This window comes from Acidovorax sp. NN32, from assembly GCF_057597245.1.
The window spans coordinates 4,720,678-4,747,214 of record NZ_CP199679.1; the positions used below are offsets into that span (position 1 = coordinate 4,720,678).

Consider the following 26,537-nt stretch of genomic DNA (forward strand, 5'->3'; position numbering starts at 1 on the left):
CCCTGTCGTTCGCCCGCTAATTTGCATGCCCGCCGGGTTCAGCGCTGCGGCATGTCCTTGACCGAATACCCCAGGCTCACGGTCGCATCGTCGGGGATGGCGGGCATGGACGCATTCCACGCCTCCCACGCGGCGCGCATGGCCTGCAGGCGGTCGGGCTCCACGGGCGCACGGTTGGCGCGCTCGCGTTCGTCGTCGGCCAGGTTGAACAGGTAATCGTTGCCATCCACCCGCAGGTACTTCCACACGCCCTGGCGCATGGCGCGCTGGCCCCGGTGGTTCATGCGCCAGAACAGTGGGGGCTCGTCGCGCAGGCTGGCATCGCGCAGCAGCGGCATCAGCGAGCGGCCGTCCAACGGGTAGTCCGCATGTGCAGCGGCCCCGGCAGCATCGAGCATGGTGGCGGACCAGTCCATGGTCATGCAGGTCTGCGCGCTCACGCCGCCCGGCGCAATCACCGCAGGCCAGTGGGCGATCCAGGGCACGCGGATGCCGCCTTCGGTCAGGTCCATCTTGCCGCCCACCAGGGGCCAGTTGTCCGAGAAGCGCTCGCCACCGTTGTCGCTGGTGAACACCACCAAGGTGTCGCGCGCCAGGCCCTTTGCCTCCAGCAGCGCCATGATGCGGCCAATGCCCTCGTCCATGTGGTGGATCATGCGGCGGTAGGTCTCGATGTTGCCGCCGTGCAGGTGGAACAGGTTCGTCTTCACCTCCTGCGCCAGCGCCTCGTCGTCGCGGGTCTCCCACGGCCAGTGGGGCGCGGTGTAGTGCAGGCTCAGGAAGAACGGCGTGCCGGCCTGTGCGCCCGGCGCCATGCGCTCCACAAAGTCGAGCGCGTGGTCGGTGATGAGGTCGGTGAGATAGCCGTCCTGCTGCTTTTCTTCCTCGCCCAGGTACAGGTCGTGCGTGCCGTTGGAACTGCAGTGCGTGAAGTAGTCCACCCCGCCCGACATGGGCCCGAAGAACTCTTCGTAGCCCGAGCGCAGCGGCCCGAACGCGGGCGGGTAGCCCAGATGCCACTTGCCCATCAGCGCCGTGCGGTAGCCCGCTGCGCGCAGCAGCGAGGGCAGCGTGGGGTGATCGGGCGGCAGGCCGAGGGTGGTGCTGCCCCGGCTTTTGCTGTTGATGGGCTCCTCGGCCGCGCCGCGCAGGCGGTACTGGTAGCGCGCCGTCATCAGCGCAAAGCGCGTGGGCGAGCAGACGGGCGAATTGGAATAGCCCTGCGTGAGCTTGAGACCGTTGGCCGCCAGCTGGTCGAGCACCGGCGACACAGGGCCAAAGGCTGCATCGCGGCCGCCATAGCAGCCCAGGTCGGCATAGCCGAGGTCGTCGGCAACGATGAAGATGATGTTGGGGCGGGTGGTCATGGCTTGAAGCCCGAACGCTGTACGACTGGCGCCCATTGCGCGCGGTAGGCCTTGAGCATGGCTTCGGTCTGCGCCATGGTCGCCACCACGGGCTCCATCTTGGCGGTTGCGAACTTGCGCTGGGTGTCGGGGTCCTTCATCACTTCATGGATCAGCCCAGCCAGGCGCTCGGCCTGCGCCTTGGGCATGCCCATGGGCGCAAAGAACGTGTTCCAGCCGGTGGCGGCCAGGTCCAGGCCGCTTTCCTTGAAGGTGGGGATCTTTCCATCCAGCGCGCTGCGCTTGGCACCCGACACCGCCAGGATGCGGATCTTGCCCGCCTCGTGCTGGGGCAGCAGGGTGTCAAACGTGTCGAACGCCACGGGCACCTGGCCGCCGAGCAGGTCGTTGAGCAGCGGCGCGGAGCCCCGGTAGCCCACCACCTCGGCGCGCACCTTGGCCGCGTCGCCCACCATCAGGCCAAAAAAGTGCGGCAGGCTCCCGGTGGCGGGCACGCCGAAGTTGGCCTTGTCGGGGTTGGCGCGCAGCCAGGCCATGAGGTGTGGCAGTTCTTTCACCGGCACGGCGCTGCCCACGGCCACGCCGAATTCGTAGCTGTTGACATGGCTCACGGGGCGGAAGTCGCGCTCGGGGTCGTAGCCTGCATCGGGGAACACCAGCGGTGCCACCAGCATCACGGCGGGGTTGGCCAACAGCAGCGTGGGCTGGTTGGCAGGGGCGGCTTTGACGGCCTGGGCCGACAGGCGGCCACCCGCGCCGGTCTTGTTCTCCACAATCACAGGCGTGCCGAGCTTGCTACCCAGCTTGTCAGCCACGATGCGGGCCACGCGGTCGGTAGAGCCACCGGGGGCGTAGCCCACCACGATGCGCAACGGGGCTTCCTGCGCTTGCGTGATGGAGGCGGCCAGGGCCAGCGCTATGGCCAGTACCGATGAAAGGGGTTTGCGCATCGTCGAAAAGTCTCCAGGGACAATTGCAGGGCCCTGCACCATCGCGCAGGTTGATGGGCGCACTGTATTGGCCACACAATCGATTGATCTAATCAACTATTGCACGGAAATACCCTGATGTCCGCGCCCACCCCGGCACCCCCAGGCCCCGCCGAGCCGGGCCACCGCCTGACCCATCCGGAAGCGGCCAACGACCTGTTGATGTACCGCCTGAACCGACTGCTGGCCGTCGCGGGCAGCCTGGTGGTGCGGCTGTGCGAAGGGGGCTACGGCATCACGCGGCGCGAGTGGGGGCTGCTGATGATGCTGGCGCAGCACCCGGGCATGCCCCCGGCCGAGCTGGCCCAGAGACTGGGGCTGGACCGGTCGCGCACGTCACGCGCCATCACGTCGCTACTGGCCAAAAAGCTGCTCACCCGCGATGCAATGCCGGGCGACCGGCGCCAGGCGGTGCTATCGCTCACCCCGGCAGGGCAGGCGCTGCACGATCAGCTGTTCCCCCAAGTGAAGGCGCTTAACCAGGAACTGCTGGCGGGCCTGAACACGGGCACGGTTCAGGCCCTGGACCTCGCGCTGGCCGATATGCAAAAACGGGCGGAAGCTCTGGTGGCAAGCCGCACCGATGTGCCGCGCACTTACCGGTTGCGCGGAGGCCGGAAAACCTCGCGAACAGACCAAGACTGGTGACGGCAGCGCCACCAGCGGTACTTCCCAAACCCCCTGGAGTCGCTGATTCCTATTTTTCAGTATTTGCCTGAATGTCCATGAGCTGGTTCAAGTCAGCTCGCAGCATTCCATTTGGATCCACAGCGGCATCGTTTGCTGAAGATCGGATTCCTGCCGCCGTAATGGCCGCCGTGACGTCGGTAAAAGAAATTTGAACCTGATAAAGGTTTCCATCATTTGCATACTCCTTGGTGAAAGCACAAACAGCCTCCCCGGGGTCTGCAAAATAAATGACTGCCGCGTCAGTAGCCCGATTAGGAATCCGCATAAAGCTGGAATACAAGGATGCCGGCACAGGGGTTCGTGCTGAACCGTTGACGTAGTACTCCTCCTCCCAGTCGTCGTTTTGCATCACATAGTTGTATTTCAGCGAGCTGACTCTGAGCATCGGATCACGCCCATTACCCGTCGATTCGGCAAATATATACAGCACTTTGGTCCCACGGTACGACGGCCCATCGTATCCAGCTATAGTGCAAGCGATGGCTTCCAGATTGGTTGCAGAATGAACTCCGGTCGCGCTGATATTTTTAAGATCTGCGTGTGCAAATCCAGCCGCACAAATAAACCCCAAAGAAATAATGCTTTTTTTCAACATACCCTCTCCTCCGTCGGTGAATTGACCTAGGCTTGCCACTGTTTTATACAAATAGCTACAACACGCACAAATACTAACAAACGCCCACCTCAGCGTCATCCCCCGTTTTGGGGATTGACTGCACAGGGCCGCACCCAACGGCGGGACGCGTTGGCAAAGGTCGCATCGGTGGGCGTGGCTGCTCCAGTGCATTCCTTCTGGTCCGCCTTTTTTTTTGCCCACCCGCCATGTCATCACCCCCGACCTCTTTGTGGAGCCCCCTGCGCCAACCCGCTTTCCGAGGCCTGTGGATCTGCGGTGGCATCTTTTTTGTGGGCAGCGGCATGCAGACCATGGCCGCTGCGTGGCTCATGGTGGAACTTACGGGCTCGTCGTTCCTGGCGGCGCTGGTACAGACGGCCGTGTTTTTGCCCATGTTTTTGCTGGCCCTGCCTGCCGGTGTACTTGCCGACACCACCGACCGGCGCAGGCTGATATCGGGCGCGCTGATGGCACAGGTGGGCGCCTGTGCACTGCTCACGCTGCTGGTGCTGGGCGGCTGGGGCGGTCCTGCGTCGGTGCTGTTTCTGGTGTTTGTGTGTGGCTGCTGCACGGCGGTGCTGACGCCTGCGTGGAACTCATCCGTCATCGACCCGGTTCCGCGCGACGAGTGGCCCCAGGCCATCACCGCCGTGAGCATCGCCTACAACGCCGCACGCGCCGTGGGGCCTACGCTGGCCGGGCTGGTGTTTGCGCAGCTGGGTGCGGGCTGGGTGTTTGCCGTCACGGTGACCACAACGCTGGTGATGTGGGAGTCCATCCGCCGCTGGCCGCCCAAGGCACACCCGCCGTCCAAGCTGCCCGCCGAGCGCCTGTGGGGCGGCACGCTCAGTGGCCTGCGTTTTGCTTGGCACTCGCGCATCATCCTGGCGCAGCTGGTGCGCGTGATGGCGTTCAGCGCGGCAGGCTCGGCCCTGTGGGCGCTGCTGCCGGTGATCGCGCAGCGCCAGCTGGGCACCGGTGCGCAGGGCTTCGGGCTGCTGATGGGTTGTCTGGGTACGGGTGCCGTGGCCGTGGGCCTGGTGCTGGGGCGGCTGCGCGCGCGCTTTGGCATGGAGGTCATCGTAGGCGTGGGCGGCGTGGTGTTCGCTGCCGCCATGCTGGTGGCAGCGCTGACCAAGGTGGCGTGGGTGGTTTACGTCGCCATGCTGTTTGCGGGCGCGGCGTGGATGTCGGCGATGTCCACCTTCAACACCGCCACGCAGGCCAGTGCCCCACAGTGGGTGCGATCCCGCGCCGTGGCCATGCACATGGTGGCCGCGCTGGGCGCGTTTGCCATGGGCTCGGCATTCTGGGGCGCCGCATCCGACATCGTGGGCCTGGCTCCCACGCTGTACGTGGCCGCTTCGCTCATGGGTGTGGGGCTGCTGCTGGCACGCCCCATGCCGCTGCGCATGGGTGGGCTGCACGAAGTGACACAGGCCACACCGTGGGATGAACTCTTCATCGAGGCCGAGCCCCTGCCCGAGGCCGGCCCCGTGGCCGTGGAGGTGGGCTACCGCATTGCGCCCGGCACCGATGCAGCGTTCCTCGACACCGTCAGCCGCATGAAGGCCCCGCGCAGGCGCGACGGCGCCACCTTCTGGCGCGTGTACAAGGACCTGGGTGAACCCTCGCGGTACGTGGAGCGCTTCATCGTTGAATCCTGGGCCGACTACCTGCACCAGCGCGCCCGTGCCACGATGGCCGACCAGGCGCTGGAAACCGAAGTGCGGGCGTTTTTGGCGCCCGGCGAAACCGTCCGCATGTCGCATTACATCGCAGAACGGTGAAGCCCCCCTGAGCGGCTGCGCCGGTTCCCCCGGGAGGGGGACGCCACCCCTGGACCGGCGAAGCCGGTTCCGCGTGCGCCCTGGCTTGATGCGCATCAATTTCTGCCGCCAGGCCGGGTGCCGAGGCTGGCGGTCGGCCTGCGACAATCGCAGGATGACCTTCGCCCCCCTTGCCAACGACACCTTCCTGCGTGCCTGCCGCCGCCAGGCCACCGACTACACGCCCCTGTGGCTCATGCGCCAGGCGGGGCGCTATCTGCCGGAGTACAAGGCCACGCGCGCCCAGGCCGGCAGCTTCATGGGCCTGGCCACCAATGTGGACTACGCCACTGAAGTGACCCTGCAGCCGCTGGAGCGCTTTCCGCTCGATGCGGCCATCCTGTTCAGCGACATCCTCACCGTGCCTGACGCCATGGGTCTGGGCCTGTCGTTTGCCGAGGGCGAAGGCCCGCGCTTTGCCAAAGTGGTGCGCGACGAAGCAGCCGTGGCCGAGCTGGCGGTGCCCGACATGGACAAGCTGCGCTACGTGTTCGACGCGGTCACCAGCATCCGCAAGGCCCTGAACGGCCGCGTGCCGTTGATCGGTTTTTCGGGCAGCCCCTGGACACTGGCCTGTTACATGGTCGAAGGCAAGGGCAGCGATGACTACCGCCTCGTCAAGAGCCTGATGTACAGCCGCTCCGACCTGATGCACCGCATCCTGGCCATCAACGCCGACAGCGTGGCCGAGTACCTGAACGCCCAGATCGACGCCGGAGCCCAGGCCGTGATGATTTTTGACAGCTGGGGCGGCGTGCTGGCCGACGGCGCGTTCCAGGAGTTCAGCCTGGCCTACACCACGCGCGTGCTGGCGCAATTGAAGCGCACCGGCGTGGACGGCACCGACGTGCCGCGCATCGTCTTCACCAAGGGCGGCGGCATCTGGCTGGAAGACATGAAGGACATCGACTGCGAGGTGCTGGGCCTGGACTGGACGGCCAACCTGGGCAAGGCCCGCGCCATCGTGGGCGGCCAGCCAGGAGGCCCGGGCAAGGCGCTGCAGGGCAACATCGACCCCAACGTGCTGTTTGCGCCGCCCGCGCAGATCGTGCAACAGGTGCACAAAGTGCTCGACAGCTTCGGCAAACCCCACACCAACCGCAACACCACCGGCCCCACCCACATCTTCAACCTGGGCCACGGCATCAGCCAGTTCACCCCACCCGAGCATGTGGCGGCGCTGGTAGAGGCGGTGCACAGCCACTCGCGCGCGCAGCGCCAAGGCTGATCCTCCGGGCGAGGGCTCCAGACCGCGCGGCGCACCCGGCAGGGACCAGGTGATGGCAATGGAACAGCCCGTACCGCCGCCAGCGGAGCCACCCACCGGCCCACAGGCGCTGCCCGCCTCGGCCCTGCAAGCCCCACCCGGCGCGCTCGCGGACTGCGTGCGCGCCTTTTTCTGGCGCGACCTGGGCCGCCAGCCGCCCCACACCCTGGCGGACACGCGCGTGCCGCCCAGCCCCTACCCGGGCATCATCTGGCTAACGCGGGGCACGGCCCAGCTCGTGGAATGTGCGGGTACGGCCACGGCAGCGGCCATGCCCACCATCACGCTGTCGGGCGCCCACCGCCATCCTTACCACTCGGTCTCTTCCCGCGATGGCGATTCGTTCTGCCTGGCGTTCCAGCCCGGCGCGCTGGGGCTGCTGACCGGGCAGGACCTGGCGCCGCTGACCGACCGCATCACGGACGCGGTGACCTGGTTGCCCGAGGAGTGGCACCAGTTCCTGACAGCCGTCCACGCGGCACCCGACCATGGTGCGCGCAAGGCGCTGTGTGTGGCCTTCCTCACCCCGCGCTGGGGCGCCGTGGCAGACCGGCACGCCGCCTGGCTGCAGGTGTTGCAGCAGGACTGGCAGCGCGGCGCACGCCAGGCCCTGGCCACCACGCTCGGCTGGACGCCCCGGCACCTGCAGCGCCGCACACGGCAACTGGTGGGCCTGCGGCCTGGCGAGATCGAGCGCATGCTGCGGGCCGAACATGCCCTGCTGACCATGCGCGACGGCGATGCGGGTGCGCTGGATGCCGCGCTGCTCCACGGCTACGCCGACCAGGCACACTTCAGCCGCGAGGCGCGCAGCCTTTTCGAACGCCCTCCTGCTGCACTCAAGGCCCACACCCAGCAGCCGGGTGACGATGCCGACTGGCTGCTGCGGCGCAGTTGAAGGGGCAGCCGCGCTTTGCGACCGCTTTACCGCTGGATCACACGGGGGCGCTTGATCTTGGCCTGCAGCTGCAGGATGCCGTAGAGCAGCGCCTCGGCCGTGGGCGGGCAACCGGGCACATAGACATCCACCGGCACGATGCGGTCGCAGCCGCGCACCACCGAATAGCTGTAGTGGTAGTACCCGCCGCCGTTGGCGCACGACCCCATCGAGACCACATAGCGCGGCTCGGGCATCTGGTCATACACCTTGCGGATGGCGGGCGCCATCTTGTTCGTCAGCGTGCCGGCCACGATCATCAGGTCGCTATGGCGTGGGCTGGAGCGCGGAATGATGCCGAACTGGTCCAGGTCGTAGCGCGCCATGGCGGCGTGCATCATCTCGACGGCACAGCAGGCCAGGCCAAAGGTCATGAACCACAGGCTGTTGGCGCGTGCGGCCTGCACCACATCGTCCAGCCGGGCAAGCACAAAACCATCGCGCTCCATGGAGGGAGCTATTGCAAGGGAAGGAGAAGAGTTGTTAGCCATGGCCGCATCGTCGCCACGCGGACCCACGCCGTATTGAAGCAAAGCGACATCGGCCGCCATCACCGCGGACCTGCGACGACGCCAGCCCCACCGTACAGCGCCCCGGCAGGCCCTGCGACAATCCTTAGAACCTGTTCAAAATCTTTTCGGGGATCGCATTGGAGTGCAATCGGGAGCAATGGATGCTTCGGATGCACCGCATGGGCTCATGCCCATGCAAGCAGCCGGGGCGCCAAACACTTCCAAGTTCGTCGGCCCGATTTCACTCCAACCCATCGGGCAAGCGCCTTGCCGGGCGGTCTGCGACGTTGCAGCGCTTGTGGATAGCCGGGCTATCCACTGCGCACCGCACCTTGCATCCCATCCCGGCAAGGTACTTGTGCGACCCCGAAAAGAGCTTGAACAGGTTCTAAGACCTTCAGGTGCGGGCGAGCCCGCTTCCAAGGCGCACTTATGCACAAAATTGGAGCATTCACCGGCCCCGCGTCACCGCAGGTGGTAACTTGTAAAAAAACTTTGCGCAACCGCTAAGTCGTTGATTTATATGGATTTAAATCCCCTGCTTTTTTGACAGGCAATCCAGCCAAAGCACGGATTTTCAAGGGCTTGCAGGCCAAACCCAAGGGATATCAACAAAGTTATCCACAGAAATTTGGGATTTCTTACAAATACCCTGTGAAATCAAGCACTTGCAGGCTATATCGAAGAAATGCGTGAACATGACACCACACTGCTAGCACAAAAAGGGGGCCATCTGTCCTCTTGACGAAGCCCTCGTGTCCGACTTATGCACACCAACCGTGATGCGGCGCAACATACGTCCGTCACAACGGCTTAGCACAAAAATTCGTGGGGAATTTCTTCAGATGCTTGATTCATAACGATTTTTTTGGTGTGCCGCATTTCCGGGCAATCTGTTCGCAGCCAGCATTCATGCGGGCTGGCAGGGTGTCCGGACAGGATGTCAACAAAGTTATCCACAGAAAGTCGGGATTACTTGGGCCCCCTCATCAAATCAAGCACTTAGCACCCAAACCTCCACGCGACCTCCACAAGCTGCTGTAACCCGCCCTCTGCCGTGCCTACCCCCTCCACCATCGTCCAGGTTGCCCTGCACACCCCGTCGCACAGCGGCGTGGGCGATCTGCTGAGCTACGCCAGTGAGCACCCGCTCGCGCCCGGCACGCTGGTGCGCGTGCCGCTGGGCACCCGCGAGGTGCTGGGCGTGGTGTGGGATACCGACGAGGCCACCGGCGAGTTGCCTGACGGCGCCACGCTGCGGCCGATTGCCGGTGTGCTCGACGGTGTGGCGCCGCTGGACCTGCCTTGGCGCCGCCTGGTGGCATTCGCCGCGCGCTACTACCAGCGCGCCCTGGGCGAAGTCGCTACGGGCGCCTTGCCCCCCCAGCTGCGCGACCTGCGCCCCGAACAACTCGCCCGCCGCCTGCGCCGCCCGGCCAAGGCAGGGGGCGACACTTCAAATGCTATTGAAAACATAGCACTTACCCCAGAACAGGAGAGCGCTAAGGCCCGAATTTCTGCTGAAAAAGGCCCTTTCCTGCTGTTTGGCAGCACGGGCAGCGGCAAGACCGAGGTGTATTTGCGCTGTGTGCAGGAGATGCTGGAGGCCGACCCCACCGCGCAAGCCCTGGTGATGGTGCCCGAGATCAACCTGACCCCCCAGCTCGAAGAGCGCTTTGTGGGCCGCTTTGCCCCGCGCTTCGGCCCCGGTGCCGTGGTGTCGCTGCACAGCGGTATGACGAACCCACAGCGCCTCAAGAGCTGGCTGGCCGCCCATAGCGGCAGCGCACGCATCGTGCTGGGCACGCGCATGGCGGTGTTTGCCAGCCTGCCGGGACTGAAACTCATCGTGGTCGATGAAGAGCACGACCCCAGCTACAAGCAACAAGAGGGCGCGCGCTACTCGGCCCGTGATCTGGCCATCTGGCGTGGACGCGAGCAGGGCGCCAAGGTCATTCTGGGCTCGGCCACACCGTCGCTGGAGAGCTGGTACGCCAGCCGCCCCCCCACGGCCGACGACCCCGAAGGCGGCCGCTATGTGCGGCTGCACATGCCCAGCCGCATTGGTGCCGGCGCCCTGGCGCGTGTGCGCCGGGTGGACATGAACCAGCAGCCTCGGCGCACGGTGTTCAGCGCGCCGCTGCTGCAGGCCATCACCGAACGCGTGGCGCGCGGCGAACAAAGCATGGTGCTGCTGAACCGCCGGGGCTACGCCCCCGTGCTGCACTGCGTGGACTGCGGCTGGAAAAGCGACTGCCCGCACTGCAGCGCGCACCAGGTCTTCCACAAGACCGACCGCACCCTGCGCTGCCACCACTGCGGCTACACCGTGCGCGTGCCCTACCACTGCCCCACCTGTGGCAGCCCCGACATCCACCCCATGGGCCGGGGCACCGAGCAGCTCGAAGAGCAACTGGGCGCCCTGCTGTCCGAAGTGCTGCGGCCCGACCGCACGCCGGCCCGCATCGCCCGCATCGACGCCGACACCACCAAGGCCAAGGGTGCGCTGGAGGCGCAGCTGGCGCAGGTGCATTCTGGTGAGGTGGATGTGCTGGTGGGCACGCAGATGATCGCCAAGGGGCACGACTTTCGGCGCATCACGCTGGTGGCCGCGGTGCAGCCCGATGGCGCGCTGTTCAGCAGCGACTTCCGCGCGGCCGAGCGGCTGTTTGCACTGCTCATGCAGGCCGCAGGCCGGGCTGGGCGCGATGCGGCCTACATGGCCGCGCAAGCGGTGCATGGCACGCAGCCCGAGATGTGGGTGCAGAGCTTTCACCCCAAACACGCCGTGTTCGAAGCGCTGCGCACGCACGACTACGAGGCTTTTGCCGCCCAGCAGCTCAAGGAGCGCGAGGAGGCCGCCATGCCGCCGTTCTCGTACCAGGCGCTGGTGCGGGCCGATGCCCGCACGCAGGAGGTGGCGCAGGGTTTTCTGTCAGCCGCCACCGCCGCCGCCCACGCCGCGCAGCTGCCAGGGCTGCCCGATGGCACGGTCATCCTGTTCCCGCCCGTGCCGCTGACCATCCAGCGTGTGGCCAATGTGGAACGCGCCCAGATGCTCATGGAAAGCAGCAGCCGCGCCACCCTGCAGCGCTTTCTGGCCGCGTGGCAGCCAGTGCTGCAAACCACCCGCAGTCAGCCCGAGCACAAGGGGCTGATACGGTGGCTGGTGGATGTGGACCCGCTCGCGATATGACGCCGGTCAACCGGGCAGATTGTCGTTGTAGACCTTGATGTAACAGACTTCGTTGGGCTGCAGCACCAAGCCCACAGTACATTCTGGCGTGAAGCCCGTGGGAGGAAGCACAACCAGTCCGGATATGACGCTGACGCCGGTCACCCGCTGCGCGCGGTCCGTCAGGTTCTGGGCGGTATAGATATGAAAGAAATCCCCGAAGAAGAGTTCGGTGCTGTGGGGAATGTTGGCCACGCCGCCTGTGGCCTGGTCAAAGGCGATCTCGACCGGTGGGGGAGTTGCGATGGCGGGGTGATTCCAGAGGCTCGCTGAGAGCACTCCGCAAACCAGCAGACCCGTTGTCCAGGCCTTCAGCGCACGGCCGCCCTGGGCACGCATCGCGTGATAGGCCGCCAGGGCCACCAAAACCGCCATTCCGATCAGCCCCCATTCAGACACCGTGGGCACGTTCGAGGCCGCCAGGGGCGCGTAGGACACGCTACCCATGGATTGCGCGGCTGCGCCCTGCGCCACGAGCAATCCCACCATCGCGACGACACTAGCCCGCGCACCCAACATCACTTGCTTCATTCTGGAATCCCTTTTTTGCGTAAAACAGAAAGTGTTACAAGGGATTACTGAATCGGCAAGCAAGTTATTGCCATGCGCAGACCATCAGCGCTTGCGCAATACTTTCGGCCTCTGGAAACGATCATGACCCCCGACCACTTCACCCACGTTCTTGCCCAGGAAGGCTTTGCCGAGCCAGTACGCGTTGAGCGTGAACCTCATGGCCTTTGGGACAACCATACCCACCCGTTCGAAGCCAAGGCACTGGTGCTGGCGGGCGATATCCGCATCGTCACCGCAACCTCTGAGCGGGTGTATCGGCAAGGTGAGGTGTTTCACCTGCAGGCGAACGAGCCGCATTCGGAGTTTTATGGGCCGATGGGTGTGAGCTACCTGGTGGGGCGCAAGCCGGCGCCCTGAGTGCTGCGGGTGCGCCAATGGAGTGCCGCACACCGTCCGGTGCGCACTGCGATATCGCACTGCGCTACTGCGGGTAGCCGCACGCGGGCCGAGCGCTGAAATCCCGCGCCATCGACGGCACTGCTGGACACATTCCATGGCACGGCCACGGTTCATACTCCACACACTCGCAATCCCAACCCCGATGCGTTCCTACTACAACCTGCTGCCCCCGCTGTGGCAGACCATTGCTGTCACCGTGGCCACCCTCGCGACCAACTGGATCTGGGGTTCGTGGTTCATCAAAACCAAGGGCACGGGCCTCGCCGCACTGATGATCTACAGCATCTTCGGGTGGCCGCTGATGTTGGCCGTCACTTACCTCATCCTGGGTTATGCCCTCAAGTTCTGCGGCGGCCTAACCTTGCGCATGGCCATCGTGCTGGGCGTGGTCGGGTTGGGCTTCGCTGTATATGGGGTGCCGGGCCCGTGGAACCTGCTTCTCTGCGCCGCCGTCGCCATCCCCGTTGCGTTTCAGGCCTGGCGCACGGCACAGGACGATGCCGACCTGGAGAAGCTGTAAATGGCCGTCAAAGAGAAGCCGCCCAGCGGGCTGCTCGACAGTTTTTCGGCACCGCTGTGGGTGCGGCTGGGCCTGACAGCCCCTCGGCCCGTGTGGATCGTCAAGAGCCAGCACCGGGGCTATGACTGGATGGCCATCGAGCTCGATCACGGCGGTACGGGCTTCCAGCAAACGCGTGCCACCACCACTGTCTTTGTCGTGTGGCTACCGCACAAGTCCCAGGACTGGTACCTGCCAGGCCACCGCATCACGCCCGAGCAGCAGGTGTGCGTGGACGACACCTGCGTTTACGCTGCGGCACTAGGCCAGCAACCCCGCGTGCGCACCTGGACCCACTGGCTGGACCTGGCCGTGGACGCGGTCGAGGAGGTGATCAGCACCGAAGGCATGCGCCGCGATGAAAGCCCGCAGCAGAAAGCGGAGCGGGCAGACGAAGCCAGCTGGAACCCTACCGACGTCAACCTGGTTTTGCTCTGCCTGGTGTCGATGGCAGTATTCAGCTTTCTGAACGTCATGATGCTGGTCGAGGCGTACGGCGAATGGCAACGGCACGGTGCCATCCTCGTGTGCCATCCGAAGACCTCCATCGGGACCTATCTGCAAGGCTGGAAGGCGGTGGCCTATGCCGTTTCGTTATCGGCACCCCTGCTGATAGCACTCAAGGCGCTGCACACCATGGTCACGCGCGTTCACAGGCCAAATTTTTTCTTTCGACTCTGTTTCGAAGGGCTGATCTGGGTGGGCGCCATGTATGGGCTTCACCACGCCCGGCAGGCTCTGATTGAATCGATGCAGCGGGCTTGCTAGTCCGCCTTCAGCGCTTTTTTGACTGATTGGGTCCCAGGGCTGTCACACGCCATGGTGAACGGTGCGGATCAATGCACACGCACCCATGCGCCGCCCCACACCATGGAGCGTTCCACCGCCCTGCATCATCCCTCCAGCGCGCGGCGCCCCGGTGCCTGATAAAACTTGCATGCCGCGGACTGACCCCAGATACTGCGGCATCGCACGGCGTCACCTCGGGCCAACTGTGCTGCACGGGCTCGATAGCCCTGGGGTCAGTGCGTGCCCGATGCCCCGTGCTCCCGCTTTGTCCCTCCATAGTCAGAAAGCCCTTCCAATGACAGCCATTGTTCGTGCCCTGATCTTGCTGCTCCTCCTGGCGGGGGGAACCGCCGTGCGTGCCCAGAACCTGCTCACCAACGGCAACTTCGATGCCGGCCTGGCTGGCTGGAGTACCTGGACGGCGCCGCCGGGCTTCTGGGACGGCACCTGGATACACAGCAACGACTGCGATATCTGGGTGCCCACCCAGTGCCCGTTCGGAGGCGCCGGAACGTCCCACGCGCAGAAAAAAGGCAGTGGCGCGGGCAATGCACACGGGGGCCTGTTCCAGACCGTGGCGGTCACGCCCGGGCGGGTGTACCGGCTGCGCGGCGCATGGTCGGGGGGCGTCACGGGCAATGCCGGCGGCAACGCCACCTGGTGGGAAGTGGTGGCCTACGACGGCGCCGTGGGCGCAGCCACCATCGACGCGGCGCCCGGCCCGCTGGATACGCTGATTGCCCGGCGCGACGTGTCGAACCTCGCGCTCAACGGCGTCTTCCAGTTCCAGTGGGAGCCCTTTGACGGCACCTTTACGGCGACCTCCAGCCAGGTGACCATCGCACTCAAAACCGGCAGCTTCTTCACCTTCGACGCGGCGGGCTACCACGACGACCTGGTGCTCGAAGAAGTGGCCTCCAGCAACATCCCCGTCAACTCGCCCTGGGCGCTGGTGGTGCTTTGCCTGGGGCTGCTGGCGACCGGCGCCTGGATGCGGCGCGGCCCGGGAATGCGGCGCGGGTAGAAGGCAGCGCCAAAAATTCAAGCATTTTGGGCCGCCAGCGCTTTATGGAAAAGCGCCAATAGCTATCATAAATATAGCAATCAGGTCAGCAGCGCCACTGCTGCTGAAAAGCTCAGAAACGCCAGTGCCGTGGACACCAGAATGATCCGCGCCACACGCCCATTGTTGGCGCCGAACTTTTCGGCCAGCAGCGACACGTTGCTGGCGCTGGGCAGCGCGGCCAGCAGCACCAGCACCGTCAGCGCAAAGGGCGTGAGCGGCACCCCCATCGCCATGCCCGCCGTGCCCACGCCCCACACCAGCAGCGGGTGCACTAGGAGCTTGGCCAGCGCCACCGGCACATAGTCGCGCGCGGGCACCTGCTCGTGCTGGTTCATCTGCGAACGCGCCAGCACGGCGCCAATGGTGAACAGCGCCACAGGCGAGGCCGCGTCGGCCAGCATGGCGATGGTCTTGTCGACCGGGCCGGGCAGCTTGAACTGCAGGGCCGAGGCCAGCGCCCCCAGGGCAATCGACCAGGGCATGGGATTGGTCGCCATGCCCTTGAAGGCGTTCTTCAGCGCCACCCCCACGCCGTGGGTGCCCGCACCATCCAGGCGCGAGAGCGCAATACACAGCGAGCTGGTGATGACCATGTCCACCACGATGGTGACGATGGCAGGGCCCGCGCTTTGCGCCCCCAGCAGCGCGACCAGCAGCGGCACGCCCATGAAGCCGGTGTTGGGAAAAGCGGCCACCAGCGCGCCAAAGGCTGCGTCGTTCCAGCCGATGTGCGCCTTGCGCGTGAGCGCCACCGTGGCGCCCACCATCACCAGCGCACAGAGCACATACACGCCCGCCACGGCCGGGTCCAGCAGCTGGGCGATGGGTGTGCTCGCGCCAAAGCGGTACAGCATGCAGGGCAGTGCAAAGTACAGCACGAAGGCGTTGAGCCCCGGGATGGCCGGCTGGGGAAGCACTCCGCGCCGGGCGGCGAGATAGCCGCAGAGCACCAGCGCGAAGAAGGGGAAGGTGATGAGAAGGACGGAGAGCACGGGGGGTATTGTCGGACGGCCTGCGCGGTGCCGGGCCGTACCGTCAGCGCAGAGTCAGGCGGGAGCTATCACGCACGATGCATGCAGCAGAAGTAACACGCACCTGTGCATCTCCACGGATTTGCATTCAATCGGATAACTAGGCGGGGAGCCGCAGACAGTGCTGTAGCACGGCAAGGCTCCCCAACGACGTTAGCCGGTTGAAGGCAAATACGTCTCACTGCTTGCGCTGGATGATCAGGTTGCGCTTGGCGTCTTCGGGGTAGGCAAAGGTGATGGCACCGTTCTTGACCATGCCCATGACCAGCATATTGCGCGTGATCGCGTCCTTGTCCTGCACGCTGAAGGGCTTGTCGTAGGTGGTGACCACGCCGTAGTAGGTCTTCATCTTGCCCTCCAGCGACTCCTTGATGGCTTTGCCGGTGAGGTTGCCGTCGCGGATGCCGAGGAAGGAATACATCAGCAGGTAGGTGGCGTCGTAGGCGTTGGCCGCTGCCATGGGCACGGCCACCTTGCCGTGGTACTTGCGGGTGTAGCTCGACAGGAACGATGCACGGCGCTCGTTGCTGGGCTCGGCGATGAAGGTCTGCACCATGAGCGCGCCCTCGGCCGCGTCCTTGGCGCCTTCGAGGAAGAAGGGGAAGGACAGTGGCCACGGCCCCACCTGCGGCACCTTCCAGCCCAGGGCCTTCTTGCCGTTGGCGATGGTGGCGTTTTCCGGCCCCACGGTGTAGCTGTAGACCACGTTGGCGCCCGCGTTGCGCGCGGCGGTCAGCTCGGCCGTGAGGTCCTTCACCCCCAGGTCAAAACGCGCCACATGCACGGGCTTGAGGTTTTTGGCCGCCAGCGCGGCCACCACGTCGTTGTAGCCGCCTTCGCCATAGCCGGTCTTGTCGGCAAAGATGGCGACCTTGTCCCAGCCGCGCTTGACGATGTCGTCCACCAGGAAGGGCGCCTGGATCGCGTCGCGCGCCTGCACGCGGAAGATGTAGCTGTCGGGCGCGGGGTATTTGGCCGTCACGGCAGTGCCCGTGGCGCAGGGCACGATGAGGGGGCTAGAGGCGCCCTGGAACAGGTCGATGGCCTTGAGCGCCACGCCGGTGTTGCAAAAGCCGATGGTGGCGACCACTTTTTCATTGAGAAGCTCTTGCGACACCTTACGCCCCTGGTCGGGGTCGGCCGTGTCGTCCTTGACGACCAGTTCCAGCGGGCGGCCCAGATAGCCGCCCACGGCATTGATTTCGTCCACCGCCAGCTTGATGCCGTTGAGCATGGGCACGCCAAAATCGGCCGATGGCCCGGTGAACGGCCCCACGACCCCCACGCGCACAGGCACGGTGCTGCCGATCTGGGCCTGTGCCGGCAGCAGGGCCGTGCAGGCCAATACACCGGATGCCACCACAGCGCTCCATGCGCGAAGGTGCACACAGCGGCGGCGTGCGTCCGGGATGCCCGATGCGGCGGTCTGAGCGGTGGAGGGCTGGTCAGTGGGGTTCATGGCGGGGCTCGGTTCTCTACACCAGCATCCCGGCAAGAGATGCACTGGCCTGCGAGTATCAAATTGTGAAAACAAAGCCCCTAGCGGGGTTTCCCGGAGCGTCCGGCCCGCCAGGTGCTAGTGGCGCCCACCCGTCAGGGGCCTGTCAGCCGCCCGCCCGGCACACGCGGTCCACCCCGACTGGGCACGGGCTAGACAGGCTGCCGGACCGCGCCGGTATCATTGCGCCCTTGCGCGGCCTGACCCGGCCGCGCCACCATCAGCCCCTGGGCATGCGCCGCCCACACCCGCCCTCCCTGTCCCGCTCCCCGCTGCTCTGCTGCCCTCCCTCCCATGTCTGCCGGTCTCAATCTCGCCCAGCTCCAGGCTGTCCACTACACCGACGGGGCTTGCCTCGTGCTGGCCGGGGCGGGCTCGGGCAAGACGCGGGTGATCACCATGAAGATCGCCCACATGATCGAAAAGGGCATGGACCCCAAGCGCATTGCGGCCATCACCTTCACGAACAAGGCTGCCGCCGAAATGCGCGAGCGCGCCAAGGGCCTGATCGGCCGGCGCGCCAAGGATGTGCTGGTGTGCACCTTCCATGCCCTGGGCGTGCGCATGGTGCGCGAGGACGGCCATGTGCTGGGCCTCAAACCCCAGTTCAGCATCCTCGACGCCGATGACGTGACGGGCATCCTGAAGGAAGCCTCGGGTGGCACCACCGACATGGCCACCGCGCGCCAATGGCAGTGGGTCATCAGCAAGTGGAAGAACATGGGCCTGACTTCCGAGCAGGCGCTGGCCCAGGCGGCGGACGACAACGAACGCATCATCGCCACGCTGATGGCCCGCTACGAAGAGCGCCTGGCGGCCTACCAGAGCGTGGACTTTGACGACCTCATCGGCATGCCGCTGCGGCTGCTGCGCGACTTCCCGGAAGTGCGTGCCAAGTGGCAGGCGGCCCTGGGCCATGTGCTGGTGGACGAGTACCAGGATACCAACGCCACGCAGTACGAGCTGCTCAAGCTGCTGGTGGGCGAAAAGGGACATTTCACCGCCGTGGGCGACGACGACCAGTCCATCTACGGCTGGCGCGGCGCGACGCTGGACAACCTCAAGAAGTTGCCGGTGGACTACCCCCACCTCAAGGTCATCAAGCTGGAGCAGAACTACCGCTCCACCAGCGCCATCCTGCGTGCGGCCAACAACGTGATCGGGCCCAACCCGAAGCTGTTCCCCAAGACCCTGTTCAGCGAACTGGGCGAGGGCGAACCGGTGCGGGTGGTGGACGCCGACAGCGAAGAACACGAAGCCGAGCGCGCCGTGGCCCGCATCCAGAGCCTGCGTGCGGCCAGCAACCCGCCGCCGGACTGGAAGAGTTTTGCCATCCTGTACCGCGCCAACCACCAGGCCAAGCCGTTCGAGAAGGCGCTGCGCAAGGCCAATATTCCCTACAAGGTCTCGGGCGGAACGAGCTTTTTTGACCGGGCGGAAATCAAGGACCTGTGCGCCTGGTTTCGCCTCTGGATCAACAACGACGATGACCCGGCGTTCTTGCGCGCCATCACCACGCCCAAGCGCGGCATTGGTCACACCACGCTCGCAGCCCTGGGCGCGTTTGCCACGCAGCACAAGCAGAGCATGTTCGGCGCGCTGTTCAACGGCATGCTGCCAGCGGCAGTGCCCAAGCGTGCCATGGACGGCCTGCACGAATTTGGCCGCTACATCAACTACCTGGAGTACAGCGCCCGCCGCACCCATGGCGCCGAAGAGGCCCGCGCCTTTCTGAACGAATGGCTCAAGGAAATTGGCTACGAGCAGCACCTGTACGACAACGAAGACAGCGAGAAGGTGGCGGCCGCCCGCTGGAGCAACGTGATGGAGTTCTGCGACTGGATGGCCCAGCGCGCGGGCGGGCAGATCGACGATACGGCCGGTGCCGTGGTGGCCAAGGAGACCAAGAGCCTGCTGGAGGTGTCGCAGACCATTGCGCTGCTGTCCACCATCAGCGAGCGCGAGCAGGAGCAGGACATGGTCACGCTCTCCACCCTGCACGCCAGCAAGGGGCTGGAGTGGCCGCATGTGGTGCTGGTGGGCGTGACCGAGGGCATGCTGCCCTTCAAGTTGGACGACGACGAAGGCCGACAGCAGAAGGTGAGCGACGACACGCTGCAGCGCCTGCAGGAAGAGCGCCGCCTGATGTACGTGGGCATCACCCGCGCCCAGCGCACCCTGGCCGTGAGCTGGACCAAGCGGCGCAAGAAGGGCCGCGAGATGGTGGCCGCACAACCGAGCCGCTTCATAGCCGAAATGGGCCTGGACAAGACCACCGCCCGCGAAGATCCGCGCGAGAAGCTCAAGGCATTGCGCGCCGAATTTGCGGCCAAGGCCCAGGCCACCACCGCAGCCACTGCAGCCGCAGCCGCCACCCCGGAATGAGCGCCCCACCGCAGCCACGGCACCCACCACAACGCACTCCACCCATGGCGCCCGACACCCACCGACACACGCCGCTGTTGGCAGTTGCTTTTGTTTTGATAGCTATCAGCGCTTATCCTACAAGCGCCAGTAGCCAGAATGATCCAAAATCCACGGCAGCATGCCCGTCGGCGGCAGACATGGACCACCAGCACCTGCAAGGGCGCTGGCTGGCCCAACTGCAGGGCGCATCCCCGGATGCACCTGGCGCCACCGCCACACTGCAACTGGGCCCGCATCCCGAGCTGGCACAGAGCGTGCGTGGCACCGTGCAAAGAAATGGCGCCACGGCGCAGGTCAGTGGAGACGTCGATGGCGGCGACCTGACGCTGGAAGAATCGATCAATGGCACGAACATCAGCGCCACCTGGACAGGCCAGGTGGTCGATGGAAGTTGCGGCAAGGAAATACGCGGAACATGGAACAACGCCAACCCCACCCCTTCGGCCCCCTCGGCTCCTTTTGTGCTGCGCAAGCAGGTGGGCTGGCAATGACGGCCGCGCCAGCCTCACCTCGCCGCAGCAGCGGCCACCGGCGTGGCACGCTGGCCCTGCTGGTGGCCGCTGCGCTGGCGCCTGCCGGCGCCGCGCTGGCGCAGACCCCGCCTGCTGGCGGCTCGGCCACCCCGAGCGGCGACGCTGCCTGGCGCCGCTGCGCCGCCCTGTCCAGTGACAATCAGGCGCGCCTGGCCTGCTTTGACCAGTGGGCCACCGACCAGCAAGGCTGGAACGCGCCTGGCGCCACGGCGTCGGCCTCGACAGACGTGCCGCCCCCGGTGGACACCACGCTACCCGCCACCCGTGTGATTGACGTGGCCCGCACCGAGGGCTGCCGCGATCCGCAGTACAGCGACCTCTCGCGCTTCTGGGAACTGGAGTCGGGCAGCGACTGCGGCACCTTCAGCTTCCGGGGCTACCGGCCCATCACCGTGTCGGTGGTGGCGTCAAGCAATGTGAACCGCCAGCCCACGTCGGATGCAGCCGACCATTCGGCCACCGAGTCCACGCCCTACCGCCGCACCGAGAACCGCATCCAGCTGTCGGTGCGTACCAAGGTTGCGCAAGGGCTGCTGACCCAGGGACATCCCACGCTCAAGGACTCGGTGTGGTTCGGCTACTCCCAGCAGTCGTACTGGCAGCTGTTCACCCCCGAGATCTCACGCCCCTTCCGCGCCACCGACCACGAGCCCGAGGTCATGTATGTCTACCCCACCACGGCACAACTGCCGTTTGGCTGGAAGTGGCGCTACAGCGGCATCGGACTGGTGCACCAGTCCAACGGCCAGAGCAAGCCCCTGTCGCGCAGCTGGAACCGCGCCTACCTGATGACGGGCATGGAGCTGGGCAACAGCGTCAGCGTGAACGCGCGCATCTGGAAGCGCATCCCCGAAAGCTCGGGCAGCGACGACAACCCCGGCATCAGTGACTACATCGGGCGGGGTGAGCTGTCGGCATTCTGGAACGTCAACAAGGAGAACACGGTGGGCGCCACGCTGCGCCACTCGTTGTCGAGCAGCGACCGGGGCTCGGTCCGCCTGGAATGGCTGCAGACCGTGGGCACGGGCCTGTTTGGCAACAAGAGCAACCTGCGCCTGCACACGCAGCTGTTCAGCGGCTACGGCGACAGCATGATCGACTACAACCGCAAGCGGACCGTATTCAGCGTGGGGTTGAGTCTGGTGGACTTCTAGAGTCCATCCCCCTGAGGCGCTGCGCACCGTCCCCCTTCTCTCGAATGGCTGCGCCGTTCGGGAAGGGGGACGCACCCCTCGCTGCAGGGCGGCCCTGGCTCGGCTGCCCGCGCCTGGGGCTGCGCCAGTCTCACAGGCTGCGCACAAGGCAAAGCGCAGCGAACTCCGCGCTGGATTGCTCACAACTCGTTACGAAATCGTCCTCAAGTTTTGTGTGACGGCGCCGACAGGCCGCCACAATGGCACGCGCACAGAAACCGGCGTGGCCATCTGTGAGAGGCGTTCAAAAAGAGCCCCTTTCCCACCGTTTTACCTGCCATTGCCCGCACCGTGCGCCCTCGACAATGCCGACAAAGAGGAACACACCCATGGACATGCAATACCAGCTCAAGGCAGGCAGCTACTACCTCTACGACATGCGCGAGGCGCCCAGTGCGGTCACGGGTGAGCGCAGGTTCAAGCTCAAGACCGACACGGTGGCCATTGCGTTCGATGCGCACACGGGCGAGGTACACCAGCATGGCAGCCCCACGCGCATCCAGTCTTGGGCCAACAACACGCGCCGCCGCCTGCGCGCTGCTGGGGCGCAGGACATGGCCAACGACATCGTGGTGGTGTCCGGCCCACTGCCGGTGGACGAACTCAACAAATGCCTGTGGGTGCGCGGCTATGTGCGCCGCATGTTCTCGCGCCTGGCCACCTTGCCCCACGGCAAGCTGCAGCGCCCTGCGGAGCCGTTTCGCAAGGCAGCCTGAAACCAGGCGAGCTTCCTCAAAGATCCCGATCAGGGCCGCACACAGCGGCCCTTTTCTTTTCTGGGAGCGCTCAGGCCTCCGTGTCCTCGGCCACGTCGCTGTCTGTGTTCTCCAGCACCTCGGCGTGTTTGACGATGGTCACCGGCACCGGGCTGGCATGTGCCACCTCCTGCGACACCGAACCCAGCAGCGCACTGGTGATGGCGCCCTGGCCCTTGGCGCCGATGATGACCATGTCGCAGCCCGAGCGCTCGATCATGTCCACCAGCGTGTGCGCCACATCGCCCACACCCACATCGGTTTCATAAGCCACCCCGGCCGCGTCGAGCAGCGCGCGCGCCGACGCCATGAGATGGTCACCCGCCTCCAGGCTGGCGGCGGCGATCAGGTCGGGGTCGCGCGTGGTCACCAGTTCGTACAGCGTGGCGGGCTCCTGCACATTGGCCAGCACCATGGTGGCCTGGAGCCCCTGGCGCACCAGCGCCAGTGCGTGGTGCACGCCATCCAGGGAGAGTTCGGAGCCGTCCACGGCGATGAGGATTTTGAGCATGGTGTTCTCCTTGTAGTACCTTGGTCCAGTGTAGCCACGGCCTCGTCGAAAACCCGTCCATAACCTTGAGCGAGGTCAGGGTAGCCTGTCTGGGACAATGCCGCCCATCATGCTGCAGTTCGACCTCCTCAAAACCGACCCCACCAGCCACGCACGCCGTGGCACGCTCACGCTCAACCATGGCGTGGTGCAAACCCCTATCTTCATGCCCGTGGGCACCTATGGCACCGTCAAGGGCGTGATGCCGCGCAGCCTGCACGACATGGGCGCGCAGATCATCCTGGGCAACACCTTCCACCTGTGGATGCGCCCGGGCCTGGATGTAATGCAGAGCTTTGGCGGCCTGCACGGCTTTGAAAAGTGGGACAAGCCCATCCTCACCGACTCGGGCGGCTTCCAGGTCTGGAGCCTGGGGGCCATGCGCAAGATCACCGAAGAAGGTGTGACCTTTGCCAGCCCCGTCAACGGCGACAAGCTCTTCATGTCGCCCGAGGTGAGCATGCAGATCCAGACCACGCTCAACTCCGACATCGTCATGCAACTTGACGAGTGCACGCCGTACGAGACCAAGGGCCACAAGACCACCGAGGCCGAGGCGCGCAAGAGCATGGAAATGAGCCTGCGCTGGGCCAAGCGCTCGCGCGATGAGTTCCAGCGGCTTCAGAACCCCAACGCCCTCTTTGGCATCGTGCAGGGCGGCATGTTCAAGAACCTGCGCCAGGAGTCGCTCGAGCGCCTGGTCGAGATGGACTTCCCCGGCTACGCCGTGGGTGGTGTGAGCGTGGGCGAGCCCAAGGACGAGATGCTGGACATCATGGCCCACACGCCCCACCGCCTGCCCGCACACAAGCCCCGTTACCTGATGGGCGTGGGCACGCCCGAAGACCTGGTGCAGGGCGTGGCCGACGGCGTGGACATGTTCGACTGCGTGATGCCCACGCGCAACGCGCGCAACGGCACGATGTTCACGCGCTTTGGCGACCTCAAAATCCGCAACGCACGCCACAAGGCCGACCACCGGCCGATGGACACCAGCTGCACCTGCTACGCCTGCGCGGGCAGTTCGGGCGTGTCGTGGGACGATGGCGGGCGCGAGGGCTTCAGCCGCGCCTACCTGCACCACCTGGACCGCTGCGGCGAGATGCTGGGCCCCATGCTGACCACCGTGCACAACCTGCACTACTACCTGAACCTGATGCGCGAGGTGCGCGAGTCGCTGGAAGCGGGCACGTTCGCCGAATTCCGTGCACGCTTCAAGACCGAGCGCGCACGGGGCGTATAAGCACAGCCAATAGCTATAAAAATAATAGCTATTAGCGCTTTATAGATAAGCGCCAGAGGCCAAAATCATCCAAAAACTCCTGCACCACCTGCTGCGCTGGCCCGCCCGCATGCTGACCGGCCTGGGCAGCGGGCTGCTGGCGCTGCTGATCCTGTTCGAGGAATGGGGTTGGGAGCCGCTGCAGCGCCTGCTGGCGCGCATCGGCCGCTGGCCCGGCCTGCGCTGGATTGAAGGCTGCGTGCGCGCCCTGCCCCCCTGGGCGGCGGTGGCGGTGTTTCTGCTGCCCACGGCACTGCTGCTGCCCGTCAAGCTGCTGGCCCTGTGGGCGGTGGGCCGGGGGCACGTGGTACTGGGCATGCTGGTGATCGTGCTGGCCAAGGTGGTGGGCACCGCCGTGGTGGCGCGGCTGTTCAGCCTGACCCAGCCCGCCCTGATGCAGCTGCACTGGTTTGCCTGGACCTATGCCCACTGGATGCGCCTCAAGCACGCGGTGCTGGAGCGCGCCCGCGCCTCGTGGGCATGGCGCGTGGCGCGGGTGGTGCGGCGGCAATGGCGGCTGCGCTGGCACAGGCTTCGCGCCAGGTAATGTTGGGTAGCGCCAGGGTAGCGCCCGCCGCTGTTTTGCTGCCAAGATATGCGCTCCCGCAAAAGCCCTCCCCAACGTCATCCCCCACCGCCACCGCATTGCGACATGGGTATGCAGCTTGACCTCCCGACCATCCTCCTGCTCTACAAGACCGCGCTGGTGGCGGGGGCGCTGAGCATCTTTCATGTCAGCCGCCATTCGTGCCGCCCGCAAGGGCTCAAGCCCCTGGCAGCCGCCTACCTGCTTCTGGCCGTTGGTGCCGAACTGGCAGGCCAGGGTGAATATTCCATGCTGCCGCTCTGGTTCTGGACCCACACCAGCCTGCTGCTCGGGGCACTGGGGTACACCCTCTTCTGGGCAGGTGCACGGGCACTGAGCGGCCGCAGGCGCGTCCTGCCTGCGGTGCTGATACTGGTTCCCGGAGGCTGGCTGGTGCTGGGCCTGGTCACGCAGTTTCCGCTGGACAACCTGCTGCGCGCAGGCGCCTTCCACCTGACCGCCGCAGTGTCACTGACCGCGGCAGCCTGGGAGGTGTGGCACGACCGCCGCACCGAATCCCTGCCATCGCGTCCCCTGCTGGCCGGGCTGCTCCTGGCCAGCGCGGGCACCTTTGCCCTGCAGCTGTTGTACATCGCCACGCACACCGCCAGCCCACAGGGTTTTGCGCTGGCATTCTCCGTGCAGATGTTCTGCCACTTTGGCGTTGCGCTCATGGTCTCGTCCCTCTCCAACGAGCGCGCCGAAGTGCGCCTGGAAAAAGTGGCGCAGACCGACACGCTCACGGGCGTGGGCAACCGCCGCTGGGCCATGTCCATGCTGCCCGCGCGGCTGCCCGTGGGCAGCGCCATCGCGCAGCTCGACCTGGACCACTTCAAGCACATCAATGACCGCTTCGGCCATGCGGCGGGCGACCGCGTGCTGGTCGCCACGGCCGACGCACTTCGCCACCAGCTGCGCGATTCGGACCTGCTGGCCCGCATGGGCGGTGAAGAGTTCCTGGTCTACCTGCCGGACGCCAGCGCCAGCGCTGCAAGCGCCATCGCCCAGCGCCTGTGCGGGGCCGTGCAGCAGATCCGGCTGTCCGAGCTGGGCGAGGACATCCCCATCACCGTGAGCATTGGACTGGCCTGCGTGACCTCCGCCGGCGGAACCTGGGCCGACTGGCTGGCTGCGGCCGACCGGGCGCTCTACGACGCCAAGCGCGCGGGCCGCAACCGCGTGGTGACAACGCACGAGCGCACTGCCTGAAACCGGTCCTTCTCACCCGAGCCGCGCCGCTGACCTGCGGCAGAATCCCACCCCATGCCCGCACCGCCCTATGCCGCCCTGAACGAAGCGCTGGAGCTGGCCTTTAACCTGGCCCCGGTGGGCATGTGCGTGACGCGCGAGCGCAGCATCGAGATCTGCAACGACGCCTTTGCCCACATGTTCGGCCACGAGCAGGCCGAGCTGCTGGGCCAGCCGCTGGCGCCGCTGTACCCCTCGTTCGAAGAGTTCACCCACACGGGCCACCTGGGCCTGCAGGCGATGAAGGCGTCGGGAAGTTATGCGGATGAGCGCATCATGCGACGGCGCGATGGTTCGCTGTTCTGGTGCCACGTGGTGGGCCGGGCACTGGACCGGTCGGACCCGTTTGCACGGGCGGTGTGGATGTTCGAGGACATCTCGCACCGCCGCCCCGTGAGCACGCCGCTGACCCTGCGCGAGCGCGAAATCGCCCAGCACATCGTCACCGGCGCCACCAGCAAGCAGATCGGGCGCTACCTGGACATCAGCCACCGCACGGTGGACGCCCACCGCGCGCGGCTCATGCGCAAGCTGGGGGCCAGCAGCACGGGGGAGCTGGTGGCGCTGCTGCTGGGCAACACCTGAGAGCTGGCAACGATCTCACAG

The 26,537-nt window shown here is 65.8% G+C and carries 25 protein-coding genes; 17 read left to right on the plus strand and 8 right to left on the minus strand.

Translation table 11 applies throughout. The features are described 5' to 3' along the window. Positions 1-38 precede the first annotated feature (38 nt). Positions 39-1,367, minus strand: coding sequence for a sulfatase family protein (locus tag ACT89O_RS21740; RefSeq protein ID WP_487261155.1), 1,329 nt, complete (start codon positions 1,365-1,367; stop codon positions 39-41). Continuing rightward, complete coding sequence (locus ACT89O_RS21745; protein WP_487261156.1) at positions 1,364-2,317, minus strand: Bug family tripartite tricarboxylate transporter substrate binding protein; 954 nt, start codon at positions 2,315-2,317, stop codon at positions 1,364-1,366. The genes ACT89O_RS21740 and ACT89O_RS21745 overlap by 4 nt, the downstream gene beginning before the upstream one ends. A 117-nt stretch (positions 2,318-2,434) precedes the next feature. Between ACT89O_RS21745 and ACT89O_RS21750 the strand changes: the two genes are divergently transcribed. Further along, positions 2,435-3,004: a MarR family winged helix-turn-helix transcriptional regulator gene (locus ACT89O_RS21750; protein WP_487261157.1), complete on the plus strand. Its 570-nt coding sequence runs from the start codon at positions 2,435-2,437 to the stop codon at positions 3,002-3,004. 49 nt (positions 3,005-3,053) lie between these two features. Here ACT89O_RS21750 and ACT89O_RS21755 read toward each other — a convergent pair whose 3' ends face one another. Then, positions 3,054-3,641 (minus strand): hypothetical protein, encoded by a 588-nt coding sequence (locus ACT89O_RS21755; RefSeq protein ID WP_487261158.1) that lies wholly within the window; start codon positions 3,639-3,641, stop codon positions 3,054-3,056. Between the two features lie 227 nt (positions 3,642-3,868). Between ACT89O_RS21755 and ACT89O_RS21760 the strand changes: the two genes are divergently transcribed. From ACT89O_RS21760 to ACT89O_RS21770, 3 genes are all read left to right on the plus strand, one after another. Further along, a complete protein-coding gene (locus tag ACT89O_RS21760; RefSeq protein WP_487261159.1) occupies positions 3,869-5,452 on the plus strand; it encodes an MFS transporter in 1,584 nt (527 codons plus the stop codon). Between the two features lie 154 nt (positions 5,453-5,606). After that, entirely contained in the window at positions 5,607-6,719 is a 1,113-nt protein-coding gene (gene hemE, locus ACT89O_RS21765; RefSeq protein ID WP_487261160.1) for a uroporphyrinogen decarboxylase, read from the plus strand. 58 nt (positions 6,720-6,777) lie between these two features. Then, entirely contained in the window at positions 6,778-7,656 is an 879-nt protein-coding gene (locus ACT89O_RS21770) for a helix-turn-helix domain-containing protein (RefSeq protein WP_487261161.1), read from the plus strand. Between the two features lie 26 nt (positions 7,657-7,682). Here ACT89O_RS21770 and ACT89O_RS21775 read toward each other — a convergent pair whose 3' ends face one another. Next, positions 7,683-8,144 (minus strand): NuoB/complex I 20 kDa subunit family protein, encoded by a 462-nt coding sequence (locus tag ACT89O_RS21775; RefSeq protein WP_369801366.1) that lies wholly within the window; start codon positions 8,142-8,144, stop codon positions 7,683-7,685. A gap of 1,120 nt (positions 8,145-9,264) precedes the next feature. Between ACT89O_RS21775 and priA the strand changes: the two genes are divergently transcribed. Continuing rightward, entirely contained in the window at positions 9,265-11,403 is a 2,139-nt protein-coding gene (gene priA, locus ACT89O_RS21780; protein WP_487261162.1) for a replication restart helicase PriA, read from the plus strand. Between the two features lie 6 nt (positions 11,404-11,409). On the opposite strand, the gene ACT89O_RS21785 is transcribed toward priA, so the two are convergent. Further along, a complete protein-coding gene (locus tag ACT89O_RS21785; RefSeq protein ID WP_218301533.1) occupies positions 11,410-11,973 on the minus strand; it encodes a midcut-by-XrtH protein in 564 nt (187 codons plus the stop codon). Positions 11,974-12,096: 123 nt separating this feature from the next. On the opposite strand from ACT89O_RS21785, the gene ACT89O_RS21790 reads away from it, so the two are divergent. The 4 genes from ACT89O_RS21790 to ACT89O_RS21805 all read left to right on the plus strand — a co-directional run bounded on the left by ACT89O_RS21790 (position 12,097) and on the right by ACT89O_RS21805 (position 14,786). Further along, positions 12,097-12,372 carry a cupin domain-containing protein gene (locus ACT89O_RS21790; RefSeq protein ID WP_487261163.1) on the plus strand — a complete coding sequence of 92 codons (276 nt, stop codon included), beginning with the start codon at positions 12,097-12,099 and terminating at the stop codon, positions 12,370-12,372. 184 nt (positions 12,373-12,556) lie between these two features. Continuing rightward, entirely contained in the window at positions 12,557-12,934 is a 378-nt protein-coding gene (locus tag ACT89O_RS21795) for a hypothetical protein (RefSeq protein ID WP_487261164.1), read from the plus strand. Then, positions 12,935-13,741 (plus strand): hypothetical protein, encoded by an 807-nt coding sequence (locus ACT89O_RS21800; RefSeq protein WP_487261165.1) that lies wholly within the window; start codon positions 12,935-12,937, stop codon positions 13,739-13,741. A gap of 316 nt (positions 13,742-14,057) precedes the next feature. Next, a complete protein-coding gene (locus ACT89O_RS21805; RefSeq protein ID WP_487261166.1) occupies positions 14,058-14,786 on the plus strand; it encodes a hypothetical protein in 729 nt (242 codons plus the stop codon). 80 nt (positions 14,787-14,866) lie between these two features. On the opposite strand, the gene ACT89O_RS21810 is transcribed toward ACT89O_RS21805, so the two are convergent. Together ACT89O_RS21810 and ACT89O_RS21815 are read right to left on the minus strand one after the other, a co-directional pair. Continuing rightward, positions 14,867-15,820 carry an AEC family transporter gene (locus ACT89O_RS21810; RefSeq protein ID WP_121508398.1) on the minus strand — a complete coding sequence of 318 codons (954 nt, stop codon included), beginning with the start codon at positions 15,818-15,820 and terminating at the stop codon, positions 14,867-14,869. A 217-nt stretch (positions 15,821-16,037) separates the two neighbouring features. Next, a complete protein-coding gene (locus ACT89O_RS21815; RefSeq protein WP_436130779.1) occupies positions 16,038-17,318 on the minus strand; it encodes an ABC transporter substrate-binding protein in 1,281 nt (426 codons plus the stop codon). Positions 17,319-17,651: 333 nt separating this feature from the next. Here ACT89O_RS21815 and ACT89O_RS21820 point away from each other — a divergent pair, with 333 nt between their 5' ends. From ACT89O_RS21820 to ACT89O_RS21835, 4 genes are all read left to right on the plus strand, one after another. Then, complete coding sequence (locus tag ACT89O_RS21820) at positions 17,652-19,742, plus strand: ATP-dependent helicase (protein ID WP_121508396.1); 2,091 nt, start codon at positions 17,652-17,654, stop codon at positions 19,740-19,742. A 179-nt stretch (positions 19,743-19,921) separates the two neighbouring features. Beyond that, positions 19,922-20,275 carry a hypothetical protein gene (locus tag ACT89O_RS21825; RefSeq protein ID WP_487261167.1) on the plus strand — a complete coding sequence of 118 codons (354 nt, stop codon included), beginning with the start codon at positions 19,922-19,924 and terminating at the stop codon, positions 20,273-20,275. Then, positions 20,272-21,471 (plus strand): phospholipase A, encoded by a 1,200-nt coding sequence (locus tag ACT89O_RS21830; RefSeq protein WP_487261168.1) that lies wholly within the window; start codon positions 20,272-20,274, stop codon positions 21,469-21,471. The genes ACT89O_RS21825 and ACT89O_RS21830 overlap by 4 nt, the downstream gene beginning before the upstream one ends. Before the next feature lie 368 nt (positions 21,472-21,839). Next, on the plus strand, positions 21,840-22,226 hold the full coding sequence (locus tag ACT89O_RS21835; protein ID WP_055392926.1) for a hypothetical protein: 387 nt from the start codon (positions 21,840-21,842) through the stop codon (positions 22,224-22,226). 70 nt (positions 22,227-22,296) lie between these two features. Here ACT89O_RS21835 and ACT89O_RS21840 read toward each other — a convergent pair whose 3' ends face one another. Continuing rightward, on the minus strand, positions 22,297-22,776 hold the full coding sequence (locus tag ACT89O_RS21840; RefSeq protein ID WP_487261169.1) for a universal stress protein: 480 nt from the start codon (positions 22,774-22,776) through the stop codon (positions 22,297-22,299). Positions 22,777-22,885: 109 nt separating this feature from the next. On the opposite strand from ACT89O_RS21840, the gene tgt reads away from it, so the two are divergent. The 4 genes from tgt to ACT89O_RS21860 all read left to right on the plus strand — a co-directional run bounded on the left by tgt (position 22,886) and on the right by ACT89O_RS21860 (position 26,516). Continuing rightward, complete coding sequence (gene tgt, locus ACT89O_RS21845; RefSeq protein WP_487261170.1) at positions 22,886-24,058, plus strand: tRNA guanosine(34) transglycosylase Tgt; 1,173 nt, start codon at positions 22,886-22,888, stop codon at positions 24,056-24,058. A gap of 109 nt (positions 24,059-24,167) precedes the next feature. Then, positions 24,168-24,644, plus strand: a complete 477-nt coding sequence (locus ACT89O_RS21850; protein WP_228899054.1) for a hypothetical protein — start codon at positions 24,168-24,170, stop codon at positions 24,642-24,644. Positions 24,645-24,755: 111 nt separating this feature from the next. Then, on the plus strand, positions 24,756-25,892 hold the full coding sequence (locus ACT89O_RS21855) for a GGDEF domain-containing protein (RefSeq protein ID WP_436130775.1): 1,137 nt from the start codon (positions 24,756-24,758) through the stop codon (positions 25,890-25,892). Between the two features lie 54 nt (positions 25,893-25,946). Beyond that, a complete protein-coding gene (locus ACT89O_RS21860) occupies positions 25,947-26,516 on the plus strand; it encodes a LuxR C-terminal-related transcriptional regulator (protein ID WP_055392918.1) in 570 nt (189 codons plus the stop codon). Positions 26,517-26,537 lie beyond the last annotated feature (21 nt).